The sequence below is a fragment of the Streptomyces atratus genome, assembly GCF_014648655.1.
Taxonomy (GTDB): domain Bacteria; phylum Actinomycetota; class Actinomycetes; order Streptomycetales; family Streptomycetaceae; genus Streptomyces; species Streptomyces atratus.
In genome coordinates this window covers 213338-228945 of the sequence record NZ_BMRN01000008.1, presented here as the reverse complement: position 1 = coordinate 228945, position 15608 = coordinate 213338, and the positions used below count along the sequence as shown (strand labels likewise).

Here is a 15608-nt window from a genome sequence, read left to right as displayed (position 1 = left end):
CGAGCCCTGCCGAAACGGGTGGTGGCCCGGACCGAATCGCTTCCGGTCCGGGCCACCCCCCGTGCTGCGGCGCGGAGGATTCACGCACAGGAGTCGCCCGTGGTCACACCGGGGAGATCACCCGAGGGCCGCGACCCGCTCGCGGTATCCCCGTACCGCGGCCGCGTCCCGGTACGGCTCCAGACGTCGCTCGAAGTCCCGTACGTACTCCGTCGCCCGTACCGACCGCATCTCCGCCGCCTGCTGGGCGGCCTCGGCGCCGAGCGCGCACGCCTGGTCGAGCTCACCGAGTCCGAGCCGCGCGGAGGCCAGCACCACCCGGCAGAAGAGCCTGCTGCGGGCGTACGCCGGGGCGCGCAGCTGGAGGGAGCGCTCGGCGTGCTGCGCCGCGGCCCGGTACTGCTGCAGATCCCGGTGGCAGTGGCCGAACTCGTCGGCGAGCTGGGCCTCGTCGAAGTACCGCGCCCAGTGCGGCGCCTCGTCCCCGGTGCGGGTGGTCTCCAGCGCGCGTTCCGCCCGTGCGAGCGAGCCGGTGCAGAGCCTCGCATCGCCGAGCACCCCGTGACCGCGTGCCTCCACGGCGTGCAGCAGGGCCTGGACGACGGGCGGCGCCGATCCGATGCCCTGCTGGGCGACGCGGGCCAGCTGTACGGCTTCCCTGCCGTGCCCGAGGTAGACCGCCTGCCGGCTCATGGTGATCAGGACGTAAGCGCCGTACGCACGGTCCCCCGCGGCCTGGGCGAGCCGCAGCGCCTGGACGAAGTACCGCTGGGCCAGGCCGTGGGCCGCGATGTCGTACGAGGTCCAGCCCGCCAGCCGGGTCAGATCGGCGACGGCGGAGAAGAGCCGGCGCCCGGTGGCCTCCCCGTAGGTCCCACGAAGCATCGGCTCCGTCTCGTGCTCCAGATACCGGACGAGGGCCTGCCGGGCGTGGCCGCCGCCGTAGGCGTTGTCGAGGGCACGGAAGAGTTCGCCGACCGAACGCAGGGCGGCGACATCACCGCTGCTGACCCGTTGGCCGGGGAGGCGGTCGCTCTGCCGTTGCCGGGGGACGCCGGGGGCGCCCGACAGCCCTGTTCCCAGGGAGGCGGGAGCGGTCGAGGGTGCTGGGGACCCGGGTGGCGCGGGCGGTCCGGAAGGCCGGGACGGTACGGGCCCACGGACCGCGCCGCGGCCACTGACGCCGGACGCCCCCGTCGCACCGTACCCACTGCCGCCGGGCCAGTGCGACCCGTGCAACCCCTGTGCCCCGATCCCGCGCGCCCCGCCGGGACCGCCGGGCCGCGCCGAACCGCCGGCCTCAGCGGCCCCTGGAGCCCCCGCGGCCCCAGAGGCCCCGCCGGACCTGCCGAGCCCACCAGCCGCGCGAGCACCACCGGCGCCGCCCGGCACCGGGGGCGAGGACTCGCTCCCCCGTCCCACCCACTCATCGGCCCGGCCGATCAGCCAGTCCCTGCTGGGGACGACGAGCCCGGCCGGGGTGAAGGCGATCTTGCGCAGCTCCGCTTGGCTGCCCGAGTCCTTCCGCCACAGTCCGCTGACGATGTCGACCGCCTCGGCGGGCGTGGCCGCGAACTCCAGGCCCGCGTAGACAGGGGCACATGAGTCGAGGCCCAGGTCCTGCGCGGAGAGGCGGCGCCCGAGCCGCCGGGTGAAGACCTCGGCGATCAGCGCGGGGGTGGTTCCGCGCGGCTGCTGGCCGCGCAGCCAGCGGGTCACGGAAGTCTTGTCGTACCGCAGGTCGAGGCCGTGTTCCAGGCCGAGTTGGTCCACCCTGCGGGCGAGGCCGGCGTTGGAGAAGCCGGCCTCGGTGATGAGCGAGGCGAGTCGGCGGTTGGGGGTGCGCTGCGGAGGTCGTTCCGACATCAGCTGTACGGTCTCCTGCCTTCGGGGCCGGGCGGGCAGCCCTAATGGAACGGCGTGAATTTAGCGGCCTCTGCGGCGGTCGCAGGCGCCTTCACTTCACTTTCATCCGATCGTGTGAGGATTGGGGGTGGCGCTGACGGGAACGACCTGCTGGGCCACCGCCCGGAGTCCGGTCGTACAGTGGCTCGGGGCTGATTCAGTGCATGGTGGCGTGGCTCCGGGCACCCCCGGCCCCGGCACCGCGAGTAGGGAGGCATCTGTCGTGACTGAGCTTCGGTTCGTCCGGCTGGGATTCGGCGAGGAAGCCGTCGACTACCAGGAGGCCTGGCAGAAGCAGCGCGAGGTGCACGCGGCCAGATTCGAGGACACCGTCCCGGACACCTGTCTGCTGCTGGAACACCTGCCCGTCTACACGGCGGGGCGGCGCACGACCGACAGTGAGCGCCCGCTGGACGGCACCCCGGTCATCGATGTGGACCGCGGCGGGAAGATCACCTGGCACGGTCCCGGACAGCTGGTCGGCTACCCGATCCAGAAGCTGCCCCGCCCGGTGGATGTCGTCGCGCATGTCCGCCGGCTGGAGGACGCGCTGATCCGTACCGCCGCCGAATTCGGGCTGGAGACCTCCCGGGTCGAGGGCCGCAGCGGGGTCTGGGTCCTCGGCGACCCGGTCGAGGACCGTCCGTCGATCGGCGGCCTCTCCCTCGACTTCGACCCGCGGCTGCAGGACGAGGAATTCGACCCGCGGCTGAACGGCCCCGAGTACGCCCCGTCCAACGCCGGGCAGCGCCGCGAGGACCGCAAGCTGGCCGCGATCGGCATCCGGGTGGCCAAGGGCGTGACCATGCACGGCTTCTCGCTCAATGTGAACCCGGACAACACCTGGTTCGACCGCATCGTGCCGTGCGGCATCCGGGACGCGGGCGTCACGTCACTCGCGTACGAACTGGGTCGCGACATCGCGATCGCGGAGGTGCTCCCGGTCGTCGAGAAGCACCTCAAGGACATCCTGGAGAACGCGCAGCTCGCCCCGCGCACCATCGAGCGCCCGTCGGATGCCGTGGCCACGGCATGACAGCCTGGACACCCGGCGGGGAATAGGCCCTGCCGGCCACAGGTTGGCCAGACGTAAAGCCGTTTGAACCACGGGCGTACCCTGGTGTTCGCCGAAGAATCCAATGCAGTGAAAGCAAAGGGGAGTGCCGGAGTGTCCGCTGTCGCACCCGACGGGCGCAAGATGCTGCGCCTTGAGGTCCGGAACAGCCAGACCCCCATCGAGCGCAAGCCCGAGTGGATCAAAACCCGGGCGAAGATGGGCCCCGAGTACAACCAGCTGCAGAAGCTCGTGAAGAGCGAGGGTCTGCACACGGTGTGCCAGGAGGCCGGCTGCCCCAACATCTTCGAGTGCTGGGAGGACCGCGAGGCCACGTTCCTCATCGGCGGCGACCAGTGCACCCGGCGCTGTGACTTCTGCCAGATCGACACGGGCAAGCCGCAGGCGCTGGACCGGGACGAGCCCCGCAGGGTCGGCGAGTCCGTCGTCACGATGGACCTGAACTACGCCACCATCACCGGCGTCGCACGCGACGACCTGGAGGACGGCGGTGCCTGGCTGTACGCGGAGACCGTGCGCCAGATCCACGCGCTGACCGCGGACCGGGAGGCCGGCCGCACCAAGGTCGAGCTGCTGATCCCCGACTTCAACGCGGTGCCCGAGCAGCTCGCCGAGGTCTTCTCCTCGCGCCCCGAGGTGCTCGCGCACAATGTCGAGACGGTGCCGCGGATCTTCAAGCGGATCCGCCCCGGTTTCCGTTACGAGCGCTCCCTGGACGTCATCACGCGGGCCCGCGAGGCCGGCCTGGTGACCAAGTCCAACCTGATCCTCGGCATGGGCGAGACCCGCGAGGAAGTCAGCGAGGCGCTCCAGGATCTGTACGACGCGGGTTGCGAGCTCATCACGATCACGCAGTACCTGCGGCCCTCCGTGCGCCACCACCCGGTCGAGCGCTGGGTGAAGCCGCACGAGTTCGTGGAGCTCAAGGAGGAGGCCGACGAGATCGGCTACTCCGGCGTGATGTCCGGGCCGCTGGTCCGTTCCTCGTACCGCGCCGGGCGCCTTTTCCAGCAGGCGATCGAGCGGCGCGGCGCCGTAGCAGCGGCGCCCACTGTGTGAATCCGAGCACAAGAAGCTACCGAGCGGTAATAGCTGATTCGACGCGGCCCATACGCTCCTCGCAGGTCGAGGGCGCGTATGGGCCGCGTCGGCGTGCGCTGCGCTCATATCAAGGTTTCATTGGTGTTTGACCGACCGGTCATGCGCTGGTAACACCGAGCAATGACGCTGGGTGCAACGGCGCAGCGACTCTGCGGGCCGCTACCACCCCTGCTTCCCGCACCCAGCGCACGCCACCCACTTCGCGCAACGCAGTCCCGGGCAGATCGGCCCGGGCAGCTGAGTCCACGCAACTCAGTCCGCACATCCGCTCCGAGGAGATTTCCACGATGCAGGCCGTGCCGGTACGCGCCACCGCCATCCCTTCCGTCACCGATGCTCTCCGTGCCGTCGAGTCGCTGCTGCTGAGCAGCGGCCAGCGCACCGCCCGCCGCAACGCCTGGACAGCCGTCCTGGAGGACCGGCGCCGGGCAAAGGACCGGGTCGAGACCGAGTACGTACTGGAGGCCGCGGCCGACCACCGTTCCTGAGCCACGTAAACTTCCGTACATGGCGAGGAAGGCAAACACTGAAGGCGCGAACAGCGCCGAGAACGCGGGGCGGCTCAAGCAGATCGCCCTGACCTACAAGATGACCCGGCGGACCGACTCCAAGATCGGTCTTGTCGTCGCGGGTGTGGGAATCGTCACCTTCGGTGTCCTCCTCGCGGTCGGTTTTCTGATCGACCACCCGATCTACCTGGGCATCCTGGGCTTCGTGCTGGCCCTCCTCGCGATGGCGATCGTCTTCGGACGGCGTGCCGAGCGCGCGGCCTTCGGGCAGATGGAGGGACAGCCGGGCGCTGCGGCGGCAGTGCTGGACCGGGTGGGCCGTGGCTGGACCACGACCCCTGCGGTCGCGATGAACCGCAGCCAGGACGTCGTCCACCGCGCCGTGGGCAAGGCGGGCATCGTCCTGGTCGGCGAGGGCAACCCGAACCGGGTGAAGCTGTTGCTCGCGGCCGAGAAGAAGAAGATGGCGCGCATCCTGGTCGACGTGCCGGTGCACGACATCGTCGTCGGCAACGACGAGGGCCAGGTGCCGCTCAAGAAGGTGCGCACCAAGATGCTGAAGCTGCCGCGCGTCCTGGCCGGCCCGCAGGTGACGGCCGCCAATGACCGGCTGCGCGCGATGGGCGACCTGATGAGCAACATGCCGCTGCCCAAGGGCCCGATGCCGAAGGGCATGCGGATGCCGCGCGGCGGAAAGATGCGCTGACGCTTCCTCGTACATATCCGCTGTACGCGCGAAGAGGGCGGGCTGCGAACCGGTTCGGTTCGCAGCCCGCCCTCTTCTCATGCCGTCTGCGGTATCCGTCCTCGGTTCAGATACGCACCTGAACAGCGCGGGCCAGCCGGTCGTGCAGGCCCCGGCCGTCGCGGTCCCAGACCAGGGCCGGAATCGCCAGACACACCAGCACGCTCCGGACGATCACCCGCCCGAAAGTGAGCCGGCCGCCGTTCTCGGCGACGACCCTGATGCCCATGAGGCGCTTGCCGGGCGTGCAGCCGAGGGTCCCGACGGTGAGCACACTCAGCACGAGAAAGACGCCGAGCGCCCAGTTCCCGGCCGCCTGCTGGTCACCGCGAGCGAACAGCCCGTATGCGATCACCATGCACAGGGCCCAGTCGATGAAGAGCGCACCGAAACGCCGGCCGAGCGGCGCCACGGATCCCGGCCCGTGCTCGGGCAGACCGAGCCGCTTGCCCCGGTGGCCGAAGTCGGCCCCCATCTCCTCGGCGGCCGCGCGCGGCCCGGAGAGCCACGATCCGATTGCTTGCCTATTGTCCACCCGACCACGGTACTGCGCCCGCCCGCGCGCCCTGCCGGGCGGGGGCCGCTGCGGGCTCCCGCCCGGCAGGAACAGGGGCCACGGACCGGCCACGAGGTGCCGCTCACACCCGGCTCGGTTAACTTCTGCGAAACAAATGGGTCATGCTTGAGAAATCCGGTCTGCCTATGGTCGGGTCCAGCGTGTGCCACCGCACCGGCCGCACCACGAGCTGCAACCCCGTCCCTCCCGGGCCGGGAGTAGGAGGAGTTGGATGTTCCAGAACGCCGACGACGCGAAGAAGTACATCGCCGACGAAGACGTCAAGTTCATCGATGTCCGGTTCTGTGACCTGCCCGGTGTGATGCAGCACGTCACCGTACCGGCGGCAACCTTCGAACCGGCCGACGAGCTTGCCTTCGACGGCTCGTCGATCCGCGGCTTCCAGGCCATCCACGAGTCCGACATGGCGCTGCGCGCGGACCTGTCGACCGCCCGCGTCGACCCGTTCCGCCGCGACAAGACCGTCAACATCAACTTCTTCATCCACGACCCGATCACGGGCGAGCAGTACAGCCGTGACCCGCGGAACGTGGCCAAGAAGGCCGAGGCGTACCTCACCTCCACGGGCATCGCCGACACCGCGTACTTCGGCCCCGAGGCCGAGTTCTACGTGTTCGACAATGTCCGCTTCCAGACCTCGGCGAACGAGAGCTTCTACCACATCGACTCCGAGGCCGGCGCCTGGAACACCGGGTCGGAAGTGAACAACCGCGGCTACAAGGTCCGCTACAAGGGCGGCTACTTCCCGGTCCCGCCGGTCGACCACTTCGCCGACCTGCGTGCCGAGATGTCCCTGGAGCTGGAGAAGAGCGGCCTTCAGATCGAGCGCCAGCACCACGAGGTCGGCACCGCCGGCCAGGCGGAGATCAACTACAAGTTCAACACGCTGCTCGCCGCGGCCGACGACCTGATGCTCTTCAAGTACATCGTGAAGAACGTCGCCTGGCGCAACGGCAAGACCGCGACCTTCATGCCGAAGCCGATCTTCGGCGACAACGGCTCGGGCATGCACGTCCACCAGTCCCTGTGGGCCGGCGGCGACCCGCTGTTCTACGACGAGCAGGGCTACGCGGGCCTCTCGGACATCGCCCGCTACTACATCGGCGGCATCCTCAAGCACGCCCCGTCGCTGCTGGCCTTCACCAACCCGACGGTGAACTCGTACCACCGCCTGGTCCCCGGCTTCGAGGCCCCGGTCAACATGGTGTACTCGCAGCGCAACCGCTCGGCCGCCATGCGTATCCCGATCACGGGCTCGAACCCGAAGGCCAAGCGCGTCGAGTTCCGCGCCCCGGACCCGTCGTCCAACCCTTACCTCGCCTTCTCCGCTCTGCTGATGGCCGGCCTCGACGGCGTCAAGAACAAGATCGAGCCCGCCGAGCCGATCGACAAGGACCTGTACGAGCTGGCTCCCGAGGAGCACGCGAACGTCCAGCAGGTCCCGACCTCCCTCCCGGCCGTCCTGGAGGCGCTGGAGGCGGACAACGAGTACCTGCAGGCCGGCGGCGTCTTCACGTCCGACCTGATCGAGACGTGGATCGACTACAAGCGCACCAACGAGATCGCCCCGATCCAGCTGCGTCCGCACCCGCACGAGTTCGAGCTGTACTTCGACCTCTAAACCGCTGGGTCGGCCTCGCCGGGCCCCCAGCGGGCGGCGTTCGGCGTGGTCGGGTCCACTGCGGCCCGGCCGGCGGCCTTCAGCCGGGCGAGCCGCACCGTGACGGTGAAGGAGAACAGGCCGGGGCCTACCCCGGCCTGTTCTTTTTTGATCCGCCGGTCCGGCGCTCACCGAACTCGGCCATGGCATCGAAGGCCGCGTTCTTCACCGGTGACCCCGAACTCCCGTGCATGGCAGCGGTGTCGGGGAGCACGGGACGCGAACGCGCCCCGCGCGATGACCGATCGGGCGTCACCCGATTGGATGGGGGAGGACGGAATCAACCGCCCTCCCAGTGGTCGCGGCCAGGCCATTCTCCCTGGACGAGTAATGCGTCGCCCCCGAATTCGCAACCGCACGGGATAAACCTGACACTGCCACTCCCAGGATAAGTGGTCTCTTGTTGTGCATCAGCCCTGATGCAACGCTTTCCATGCACGGACCCATCACAAAGGGGAATCTCATGCACGGAAAGAAGCGAATTCTCGCCCTGGTCGGCGTCCCGCTGGGTGCGTCACTCGCGCTGGCACCAGCAATGTCCGCCGAGGCGCACGCCTCAACTCCTGGCAAGAGCACAGCATCGGGGGCCGCTTCGCAGCCTTCGACCGTTCCGACGGCCACCTGTTCGATCACAGGAAAAGAAGGCCCCTTTGAGAGCCAGAGCCTTACCGCCAACGGTTTCACCGCTGGGGAGAATGTCGACTTCAGCAGCGGGAAGCGCACGATCGCCAGGGCCACTGCAGATGCCGGTGGATTTGCCAGCACACGAGCGGTGGTCGGGGCCAACGACGCTGTTACAGCCGTCGGAGGCCTGAACCAACTGGCGTGCCTGAACCTTGTCAAACCGGCCGAGACGACGGGCACGCAGGTCCCCCCTGGAACCGGCACACAGGTTCCGGGCACCGCCGATCGGGAACAGGCGCTCGCCGCCGGGGAGAACGACGGCGACGCAACGTGCAGGCAGAAGGTCGACCTGTTCAAGAACAACGCCGACAAGAGCGCGGCCTTCCGGGCGGATTACGCCACCGGATTCAACAACAAGGTGGCAGCCACTGTCGGCTGCTCGGCGATGCTGGCGCAGCTTCGGTCGGGAGTCCCGGCCGGCCAGACCCAGGGCCAGACGACCCAAGGCCAGACGACCCAAGGCCAGGGCCAGGGTCAGACCCAGGGCCAGACGACCCAGGGCCAGGGCCAGACCCAGAAGCAGGAGCAGGGCAAGAAGCATGGGCAGGGTAACCGCGAAGAAGGGCGAGGGGTCCAGCAGACCGGGATCAACAATCTCCTCGGCGAGCAGGTGGGCCAGGCACAGGGCCAGCAAAACACCGCAATCCGCTGACTCAACCCCACATGAAGGGTCTGTCAGCTCGCTGCCGGACCCTTTGTGGTCTGACCGGACGTAACCAGGGCCCGGTGCTGCAACGCCGCAGCACCGGGCCCTGCGGCGTTGCAGCACCGGCGACCACACGTCGCAGAGCGCGCATCCGGAAACCGACTATCCTGGGAGCAGAGGTCCCAGGTAATGACCATCCGCAGTAGTCGCCCAGCAGAGGGGACAACGGATGAATTGCGACCAACGGCGAGCGCAGCTCGCGGACTTCCTCAAAACACGACGGCTGGCCCTTCAGCCGGAAGAGGTCGGCCTTCCGTCACGAGCATCGCGGCGAACCCCGGGCCTGCGGCGGGAAGACGTCGCCGACCTTGCGGGGATCAGCGCCTGCTGGTACACCCGCCTCGAACAGGCCCGGAACATCCGGGTCTCCGATCAGGTCCTCAATTCGTTGGCCGAAGCCCTTCGCCTCAGCGCCGACGAGCGCGACTATCTCCTGGCCTTGGCGAACAGTGACGCCCGTTCCAGCGCGAGCGTTCCCGCGGACGGTGTGTCTCCGGCACTCCAGCGCATCCTGGACAGCCAGCATCCGCATCCGGCATTCGTTCTCGGTCCCCGATTCAACATTCTTGCCTGGAACCAGGCAAGAACCGATGTCTACGGCGATCTCATCAAAATCCCCCCTGAACACCGTCACATGCTGTGGCTGTTCTTCGGCGGCTATATGCATGAACTGATTCAGAACTGGGAGCCGAGCGCCCGATCCATACTGGCCAAGTTCCGCGCGGCCACCGGTTTGTACGTCCACGAACCGTGGTTCACCACACTGGTCGGTGAGCTGAGCCAGAGCAGCCAGGAATTCCGCAATTGGTGGCAGCAGCACGAAATCGAGAGGCACCATGCCACCGCTCGGGAAGTGCGCCATCCTTTCGTCGGCCGTATGGTGCTGGAGGAGAGCGCGCTCATTGTCGACGACTGCTCGGATCGACGGATCATTCTCGAGATCCCGCAACCCGGCACCGGCACCGAGAACAAGCTGACGGCGCTTTCCTGCCGGCCTCACCGGGTGCAGACTCCGCCGTGGTCCGCGCTTCGGAGGCCGGCCTCAATGGAACGGCGGAACAACAACCATTACTGACGGGGCTGCCTGGCAGGGATGCGTACGCACCCGCAGCGGCCGAGCAGCGCCGCCTGCTGGGTGAGCAGCAGGGTAACTGCCCGTGAAGTGGAGGCGGTTGTTGCGCAATCTGCGATCAGTGTCGCAGTGCGGTTCCCACGTCGGCCTTGATGTCGCCCGACAGCTTGCGGTTGCTGCGGGCCGTGGCGTCCTTGGAGGCCTTCGGGCCGACGTCGTCGACCGTCACCACCACCGTGTCGAGCAGGTTGCCGCTCGGGTCGCGGAAGTTGATCTGCACGGCGTACGACTTCGCCGAGTCGGCGCTGTTCGTCACCGTGACCTTCGCGGTGGCGCGGCCGTCGTGGCCGGTGCTCGGCGAGCCCAGCCTGACGTCGCCCTTGGCGTTCACACCGTTCTTGAAGCCCTTCAGCTTCTCGCCTGCGGCCGCCGTCGCCGAAGCCACCACATCGGAACCCCTGGATGCCACCGACGCCGCGGCGGACGCGGCTTTGGACGCCGTGCTGGAGGCCTTGCCGCCGTCGTCGGAACACGCGGCGGCCGTCGACATCACGGCAGTCGTCAGCAGTACGGCCCACAGACCTCCTGCGGCTTTCCTCGTCATCGTGCCTCCCGGTACTGGCCCATCGCCCCAGTCAAAGGGGCCGCGGGCGGGGCCGCATGCCGTGCACGCCGGACGGGTGATGGACCGGGCCGGCGCGAACGTCGTACGTCAGGGAGCGGCTGCCCCGTGGAGTCGCGGCGTACCGGGCGACGGCCGAGTCTGGTGGCATGAGCGACCAGGACCCGGGCAGTGTCCCGGACCAGCCATGGCCCCAGCCGCAGCCACAGCCCAGTCGGCCGTGGCAGTGGCGTTGGGTGGCGCTGGTCGTCGTGCTGGTACTGGCGTGTGGTGGTGCCGCGGCCGTCGCGGTGGTCGCCGGTGAGTTGTCGAGGGAGGGGACGAAGCCCCTGTGGATCACGTACGAGGTCACCGGCACCGCCAAGGACGTCGACGTCACCTACCCCACCTGGCAGGACGGCGACCTGTCGACCGCACGGCTGACACTGAGGACGCTGCCGTGGACCGGGGAGCTGAAGACCAAGGGCTTCATGAAGGGCGGCTCCTTCGCCGTCACGCTCGGGGAATCGGGTGGCGAGGTCGCCTGCGCCGTGACGGTGGACGACGGGACCGTCCGGACGGCCTCGGCGTCCGGGGCCTTTGCCACCGCCATCTGCAGCGGGTTCTGAGCCGGGTGCGGTCGTACGTGCCTGTGCCCCCGGGATTTCCGGAGGCACAGGCTTCGCGTGCGTGAGCAGTCGATGGTCAGCCGTCAGCGGCCGTAGCGGATCAGGGCGCGGACCATGCGGCAGGTCGTGTCGGACGGCGGGTGGATGCCGATGCGCTCGGCAGTCGTACGTATCTTGTCGTTGGTCGCGGTCGACGGGTAGTAGACGCCCGTGTCGAGCAGGGCGATCGCCAGGCGCATGGCCTTCAGGCGGCGGTTGTGGGAGACATACCACTCGCGGGGCCGGCCCGCGGGGAGCGGCTTCTTCTGCAGGGGCTTGTGGAGCGGCTTGGTCGTGACTGCGGCAACGGCCATGGGCAACCTCCTGGCACGGTCGTGAAACCCTCACGAACTACCTCCATTTTACGGTCCACCACTGACAATCACCCCTGGCCAGAAGGGCTTTCGCACTGTCCCTCCCGTATCGTTGGCCCCATGGAGATCTGGATCAATCCCGCCTGTTCCAAGTGCCGCAGCGCAGTGCAGGTGCTCGATGCGGAGGGCGCCGAGTACACCGTCCGCCGCTATCTGGAGGATGTGCCGTCACCGGACGAGATCCGGGCCGTGCTCGACCGGCTCGGGCTGGAGCCGTGGGACATCACGCGGACGCAGGAAGCGGACGCGAAGGAGCTCGGACTCGAGGAGTGGCCGCGCGAGGCCGGTTCGAGGGAACGGTGGATCTCGGCCCTCGCCGGGCATCCGAAGCTGATCCAGCGGCCGATCATCACGGCGGACGACGGCACCGCCGTCGTGGCGCGCACGGACGAGGCGGTACGGGACGCCATGAAACGCTGAGCACCCCTCGCGGCGAGAGCTACCGGGTCATCAGGAAGTCCTCGATCCTGCGGTTCAGTTCGCCGGCCGTCGGCTCGTGCAGCGGCAGGGTGTGGTGCGTCGCACCGGGAATCGTCGCCGTCCGCGCGTGCGGAAGCAGCCGGGCCGCCGCGGCGGCGACGCGGGCCGGGTCATGGGCCCGGCTGTGTTCGGCAAGCAGGATCAGGGTCGGCACGTCCAGTGCGCCCAGGGCCTCGGGTTCGGGGCGGGGTCCGGTGACGGGACGGACGGACGGGAAGTCGGCTGCCGCGCAGCGCAGTCGCAGCCACGTCCGGTCGAGCGCGGCGCGGCCTGTCTCCCACTCCAGGAAGGTCCGCGTCCGTTTCGCGCCGGGGCGGAGCAGCATCGGCAGCGCGTGCAGCAGATAGCCGGGCCGGAAGCCGGCGAAGCACTGGGTCGGGTCGAGGAGGATCAGCTTCCGGACCCGGTGGGGCGGCGCGTGCAGGGCGTAGTGGAGGGCGATCCAGGCCCCGTACGAATGCCCGCACAGCGCGCTGCGGCCGGCTCCCAAGCCGTCCAGCACCGCGTCGAGCCACGCTGTCAGGTCCTCCACCGTACGGATCGGGCGCTCCCCCGCAACGCTGCGGCCCGGGTCACCGATGAGGTCGACGGCATGGACTCGATGGGTGCGGCCCAGGTGGGCGGCCTGTGCGTACCAGACGGTGGAGGTGGACCCGCCACCGGCCAGCAGCACCAGGGGCGGAGCATCCTCGGGGCCGCAACTGTTGACGTGGGTGATGCCGTACGAGGTGGGGAGCCGGCTGCTGTGAGTACCGGCCGGCCACTTGGCCGTCAGGACTGCGTCGTACGCAGCGAGGAATGACGTGGTGGTGGACATGGGATGCCTCCCCGGTCGGATGCCTTCCGATATTATCTCGCTCAGCGAGATAATATCGGCGGGTCGAGAGGGAGGGACCAGGGTGATCGGCCAAGGACCCGAAATGGAGATCGTCCATCTGCTGCGCAAGGTGACGGTCGAATTCGGTCTGCGCCAGGCCGAATTCGCGGCCCGGCACGGCATGCACTCCACCGATGTACGGGCCCTGATCTGCCTGCTGGACGCCGAGCGGGCCGGTACGGACGCCACCGCCGGATGGCTCGGCGCGCAGCTCGGCCTCAACTCGGCGGGCACCACCTCGGTCATCGACCGCCTGGAGCGCCTGGGCCACCTCGAACGCACGCGTGATCCTCGTGACCGGCGACGGGTGCTGCTGAGCGTGACGCCACGGGCGGTGGAGCTGGGACGGTCCTTCTTCGGGCCGCTGATCGACGACACGGTGGCCGTGCTGCGCGAGTTCGACGAGAGCGAGACGGCCGCGGTCAGGCGCTTCCTGTCCGCCGCGCACCAGGCGGTCACCATCGTTCCCTGACTGCCAAAACGGCAGAGGGGACAGTCCGTGAGCCTGCCCCCGCCCACCACTCGGACCGACTGCTCGACGAAGCGGAGATCCTCGCATGGCCCACCCCGGCTCCCCCGGCACGACCTTCTTCAGCGACTTCGTCGTCACCGGCACGGTGGGCGGCGCCGATGCCACTTCCACTCCCGGCGAGGTCACGGCACTGCTCGGCGACGACTTCGTGGAGAGCGGCGACGAGAGCCGGCGGCTGCGCGGTTACGAACTCGTCGAGTTCGCCTGGCAGCGGGTGTCGCACGAGGACCCGTGGATCGGCCTCTACGTCATGGTGCAGGCGCATCGGCTCGAAGTTCCCTTGCTGATCGATGACTTGGCAAGGGATCTGGAGCGGGTGGGATTCCCGGTCGTCGAGGTGGCGCCCGACGGGCTCGGGTGCCGTCGCTTCGTACGGGAGGACAGCCGCGTCGGCCTGCTCGTCGACGAGGACACCGGGGCCGTCCTCAAGATCTCGGCGCCGACCTGGTTCGGGCCCGGCCCGAGGTACGAGAAGCCGGCCTGGTCACGGGAGACCGGGAAGGGCTGGGTGGAGCACCTGATGAAGCTGGACCGCGACGAGCGGGAGCGGTGGGCCGTTCGGCGGCAGCCCGAGTCGGGAGAGGAACAGGCCCGGTGGTGGTGGTTCCTTCTGGTTGCCTGTCGGCAGCGGATTCCCCGGGGGTCGGGCGAGGAGCGGGGCCCCTGGGCGGAGCTCGCACTCTGGCTGGTCAGGAAGTGCGAGACGGCCGGAGTGCTCGACCGTACGGAGACGGCCCTGCAGATAGCCGACTACTCGCTGCTCCCGCCGGACGAGACCGTGCGGATGTGTCTGGACGCCATCCCGGTGTCCCGGGCCGAGGTGGCGACCCGGGACACCACCGCGTACACCCGGGAGCACATCACGGCGATCAACAGGTCCCGCCGGGCCAAGGCTCTCTCCATGGCCGCAGGTGAGCAACTGCGCCGGGGTGGGCAGGACTTGGCGCTGAGGGCCGAGGTGGAGGCCTGGCTGCGACTCCGGACGCGGTTGATGTAGCCGCGGAGCCCGTACGGGGCGGGCCGCCCCGCCTCCTCGTACCGGCCCGGCCCCCGAGCCCCGCCTCCCTACACCCCCGCCTGCCTCTCCGCCTCGGCCAGCAGTTCCGTCAGGCGTAGTCCGAACCGGACGTCGCAGGGGTGCGGCTCCCCCGTGCGTACCGAGTGGATCAGTGCGTCCACCGCTGCCCGGAAGGAACCGACCGCGTCGCCCCACCGCGGCAGTGTGGCGACTCCCTGTTCGCCTTTGAGTTCGATCTCCGTGCCTACCGCGCCCACCGGGGCACCGAGTGCGAGCGTCACCGTGCTGGATGCGCCGGAGGTGTGGCGGAGGATCAGATGGGTGGTGTCGGACGGGCCGCGGGCCGCGGTCAGGTGCGTCACGTCGCCCAGTACCGGGATCAGGACCGACAGGACATGCGGGCCGACGTCCCACAGGCCGCCCTTCTCGCGGCGCCAGGGCGAGGCGGCGTACTCGCTGGTCGTGCCGGGAGCGAACAGCGCTCCGATCCACTCGGCGCGGGCGGTGAACCAGCCTTCCAGGGCGGCCTGTTCGGCAATCCAGGCGGACGTCTCGGCCGCGAACCGCAGGGTGCAGAAGACGACGGACGCGACCCCGGACTCCTCGGCGGCGCGGGCGACCTCGCGGGCTCCGGCGACGGTGGTCGCCACCGGCTTGTCCAGCAGCAGATGGCGGCCGGTGGCCGCGGCGCGGGCGGCGAGCGGGGCCTGGATGTCCGGCGGCACGGCGAACGCGATGGCGTCGCTGGCCGCGAAGAGCTCGTCGATGCCGTCCTCACCTGTGTACGCCGTGGTGCTGTGGGCGGCGGCCAGCGCGTTCGCCGCCTCGGGGCGTCGGCCCCACACGCCGCTCAGTGCGACGCCGGGGTGGGCGGCGAGGGCTGGGGCCTGGGTGTTCCGGGCCCAGGGGCCCGTGCCGACGAGGCCGATGCGCAGGGGGGTCGCGGGAAGTGTCGTCATGGGGCAAGTCTGCCGGGTTCGCCGGACCACTCCCGTATTGAGTTGGCGGAGAGCGGGCTTCAGTG

The 15608-nt window shown here is 69.4% G+C and carries 17 protein-coding genes; 11 read left to right on the top strand and 6 right to left on the bottom strand.

Features of this window, described 5'->3' with window-relative positions:
- Positions 1–117: 117 nt before the first annotated feature.
- Complete coding sequence (locus IEZ15_RS16600) at positions 118–1866, bottom strand: NsdA family TPR-like regulatory protein (protein ID WP_189277616.1); 1749 nt, start codon at positions 1864–1866, stop codon at positions 118–120.
- Between the two features lie 262 nt (positions 1867–2128).
- Between IEZ15_RS16600 and lipB the strand changes: the two genes are divergently transcribed.
- From lipB to IEZ15_RS16580, 4 genes are all read left to right on the top strand, one after another.
- Positions 2129–2941, top strand: coding sequence for a lipoyl(octanoyl) transferase LipB (gene lipB / locus IEZ15_RS16595; protein WP_189277614.1), 813 nt, complete (start codon positions 2129–2131; stop codon positions 2939–2941).
- A gap of 132 nt (positions 2942–3073) precedes the next feature.
- Positions 3074–4039, top strand: coding sequence for a lipoyl synthase (gene lipA, locus IEZ15_RS16590; RefSeq protein WP_189277612.1), 966 nt, complete (start codon positions 3074–3076; stop codon positions 4037–4039).
- 329 nt (positions 4040–4368) lie between these two features.
- Entirely contained in the window at positions 4369–4569 is a 201-nt protein-coding gene (locus IEZ15_RS16585) for an SCO2195 family GlnR-regulated protein (RefSeq protein WP_114244165.1), read from the top strand.
- A 19-nt stretch (positions 4570–4588) separates the two neighbouring features.
- A complete protein-coding gene (locus IEZ15_RS16580) occupies positions 4589–5296 on the top strand; it encodes a DUF4191 domain-containing protein (protein WP_189277610.1) in 708 nt (235 codons plus the stop codon).
- Positions 5297–5402: 106 nt separating this feature from the next.
- On the opposite strand, the gene IEZ15_RS16575 is transcribed toward IEZ15_RS16580, so the two are convergent.
- Positions 5403–5870 carry an RDD family protein gene (locus IEZ15_RS16575; RefSeq protein ID WP_114244167.1) on the bottom strand — a complete coding sequence of 156 codons (468 nt, stop codon included), beginning with the start codon at positions 5868–5870 and terminating at the stop codon, positions 5403–5405.
- Positions 5871–6123: 253 nt separating this feature from the next.
- On the opposite strand from IEZ15_RS16575, the gene glnA reads away from it, so the two are divergent.
- From glnA to IEZ15_RS16560, 3 genes are all read left to right on the top strand, one after another.
- Positions 6124–7533 (top strand): type I glutamate--ammonia ligase, encoded by a 1410-nt coding sequence (gene glnA / locus IEZ15_RS16570; protein ID WP_189277608.1) that lies wholly within the window; start codon positions 6124–6126, stop codon positions 7531–7533.
- A gap of 502 nt (positions 7534–8035) precedes the next feature.
- Complete coding sequence (locus tag IEZ15_RS16565) at positions 8036–8908, top strand: hypothetical protein (protein WP_189277606.1); 873 nt, start codon at positions 8036–8038, stop codon at positions 8906–8908.
- Positions 8909–9131: 223 nt separating this feature from the next.
- A complete protein-coding gene (locus IEZ15_RS16560; protein WP_189277604.1) occupies positions 9132–10037 on the top strand; it encodes a helix-turn-helix transcriptional regulator in 906 nt (301 codons plus the stop codon).
- 115 nt (positions 10038–10152) lie between these two features.
- Here the strand turns inward: IEZ15_RS16560 and IEZ15_RS16555 are convergent, their stop codons facing one another.
- Positions 10153–10638, bottom strand: a complete 486-nt coding sequence (locus tag IEZ15_RS16555) for a hypothetical protein (protein ID WP_229845919.1) — start codon at positions 10636–10638, stop codon at positions 10153–10155.
- A 167-nt stretch (positions 10639–10805) separates the two neighbouring features.
- On the opposite strand from IEZ15_RS16555, the gene IEZ15_RS16550 reads away from it, so the two are divergent.
- Positions 10806–11264 (top strand): hypothetical protein, encoded by a 459-nt coding sequence (locus tag IEZ15_RS16550; protein WP_189277602.1) that lies wholly within the window; start codon positions 10806–10808, stop codon positions 11262–11264.
- A gap of 83 nt (positions 11265–11347) precedes the next feature.
- Here the strand turns inward: IEZ15_RS16550 and IEZ15_RS16545 are convergent, their stop codons facing one another.
- Complete coding sequence (locus IEZ15_RS16545) at positions 11348–11617, bottom strand: hypothetical protein (RefSeq protein WP_093897585.1); 270 nt, start codon at positions 11615–11617, stop codon at positions 11348–11350.
- 120 nt (positions 11618–11737) lie between these two features.
- On the opposite strand from IEZ15_RS16545, the gene IEZ15_RS16540 reads away from it, so the two are divergent.
- A complete protein-coding gene (locus IEZ15_RS16540) occupies positions 11738–12097 on the top strand; it encodes an arsenate reductase family protein (RefSeq protein ID WP_189277600.1) in 360 nt (119 codons plus the stop codon).
- 19 nt (positions 12098–12116) lie between these two features.
- Here IEZ15_RS16540 and IEZ15_RS16535 read toward each other — a convergent pair whose 3' ends face one another.
- The gene (locus tag IEZ15_RS16535; protein WP_189277598.1) at positions 12117–12974 is read right to left on the bottom strand and encodes an alpha/beta fold hydrolase; all 858 of its coding nucleotides are present in this window, start codon (positions 12972–12974) and stop codon (positions 12117–12119) included.
- Between the two features lie 103 nt (positions 12975–13077).
- Between IEZ15_RS16535 and IEZ15_RS16530 the strand changes: the two genes are divergently transcribed.
- Positions 13078–13506, top strand: a complete 429-nt coding sequence (locus tag IEZ15_RS16530) for a MarR family transcriptional regulator (protein WP_229845918.1) — start codon at positions 13078–13080, stop codon at positions 13504–13506.
- Between the two features lie 85 nt (positions 13507–13591).
- Positions 13592–14563, top strand: coding sequence for a hypothetical protein (locus IEZ15_RS16525; RefSeq protein ID WP_189277596.1), 972 nt, complete (start codon positions 13592–13594; stop codon positions 14561–14563).
- A 68-nt stretch (positions 14564–14631) separates the two neighbouring features.
- On the opposite strand, the gene IEZ15_RS16520 is transcribed toward IEZ15_RS16525, so the two are convergent.
- Positions 14632–15543, bottom strand: a complete 912-nt coding sequence (locus tag IEZ15_RS16520) for a Gfo/Idh/MocA family protein (RefSeq protein WP_189277594.1) — start codon at positions 15541–15543, stop codon at positions 14632–14634.
- Positions 15544–15608 lie beyond the last annotated feature (65 nt).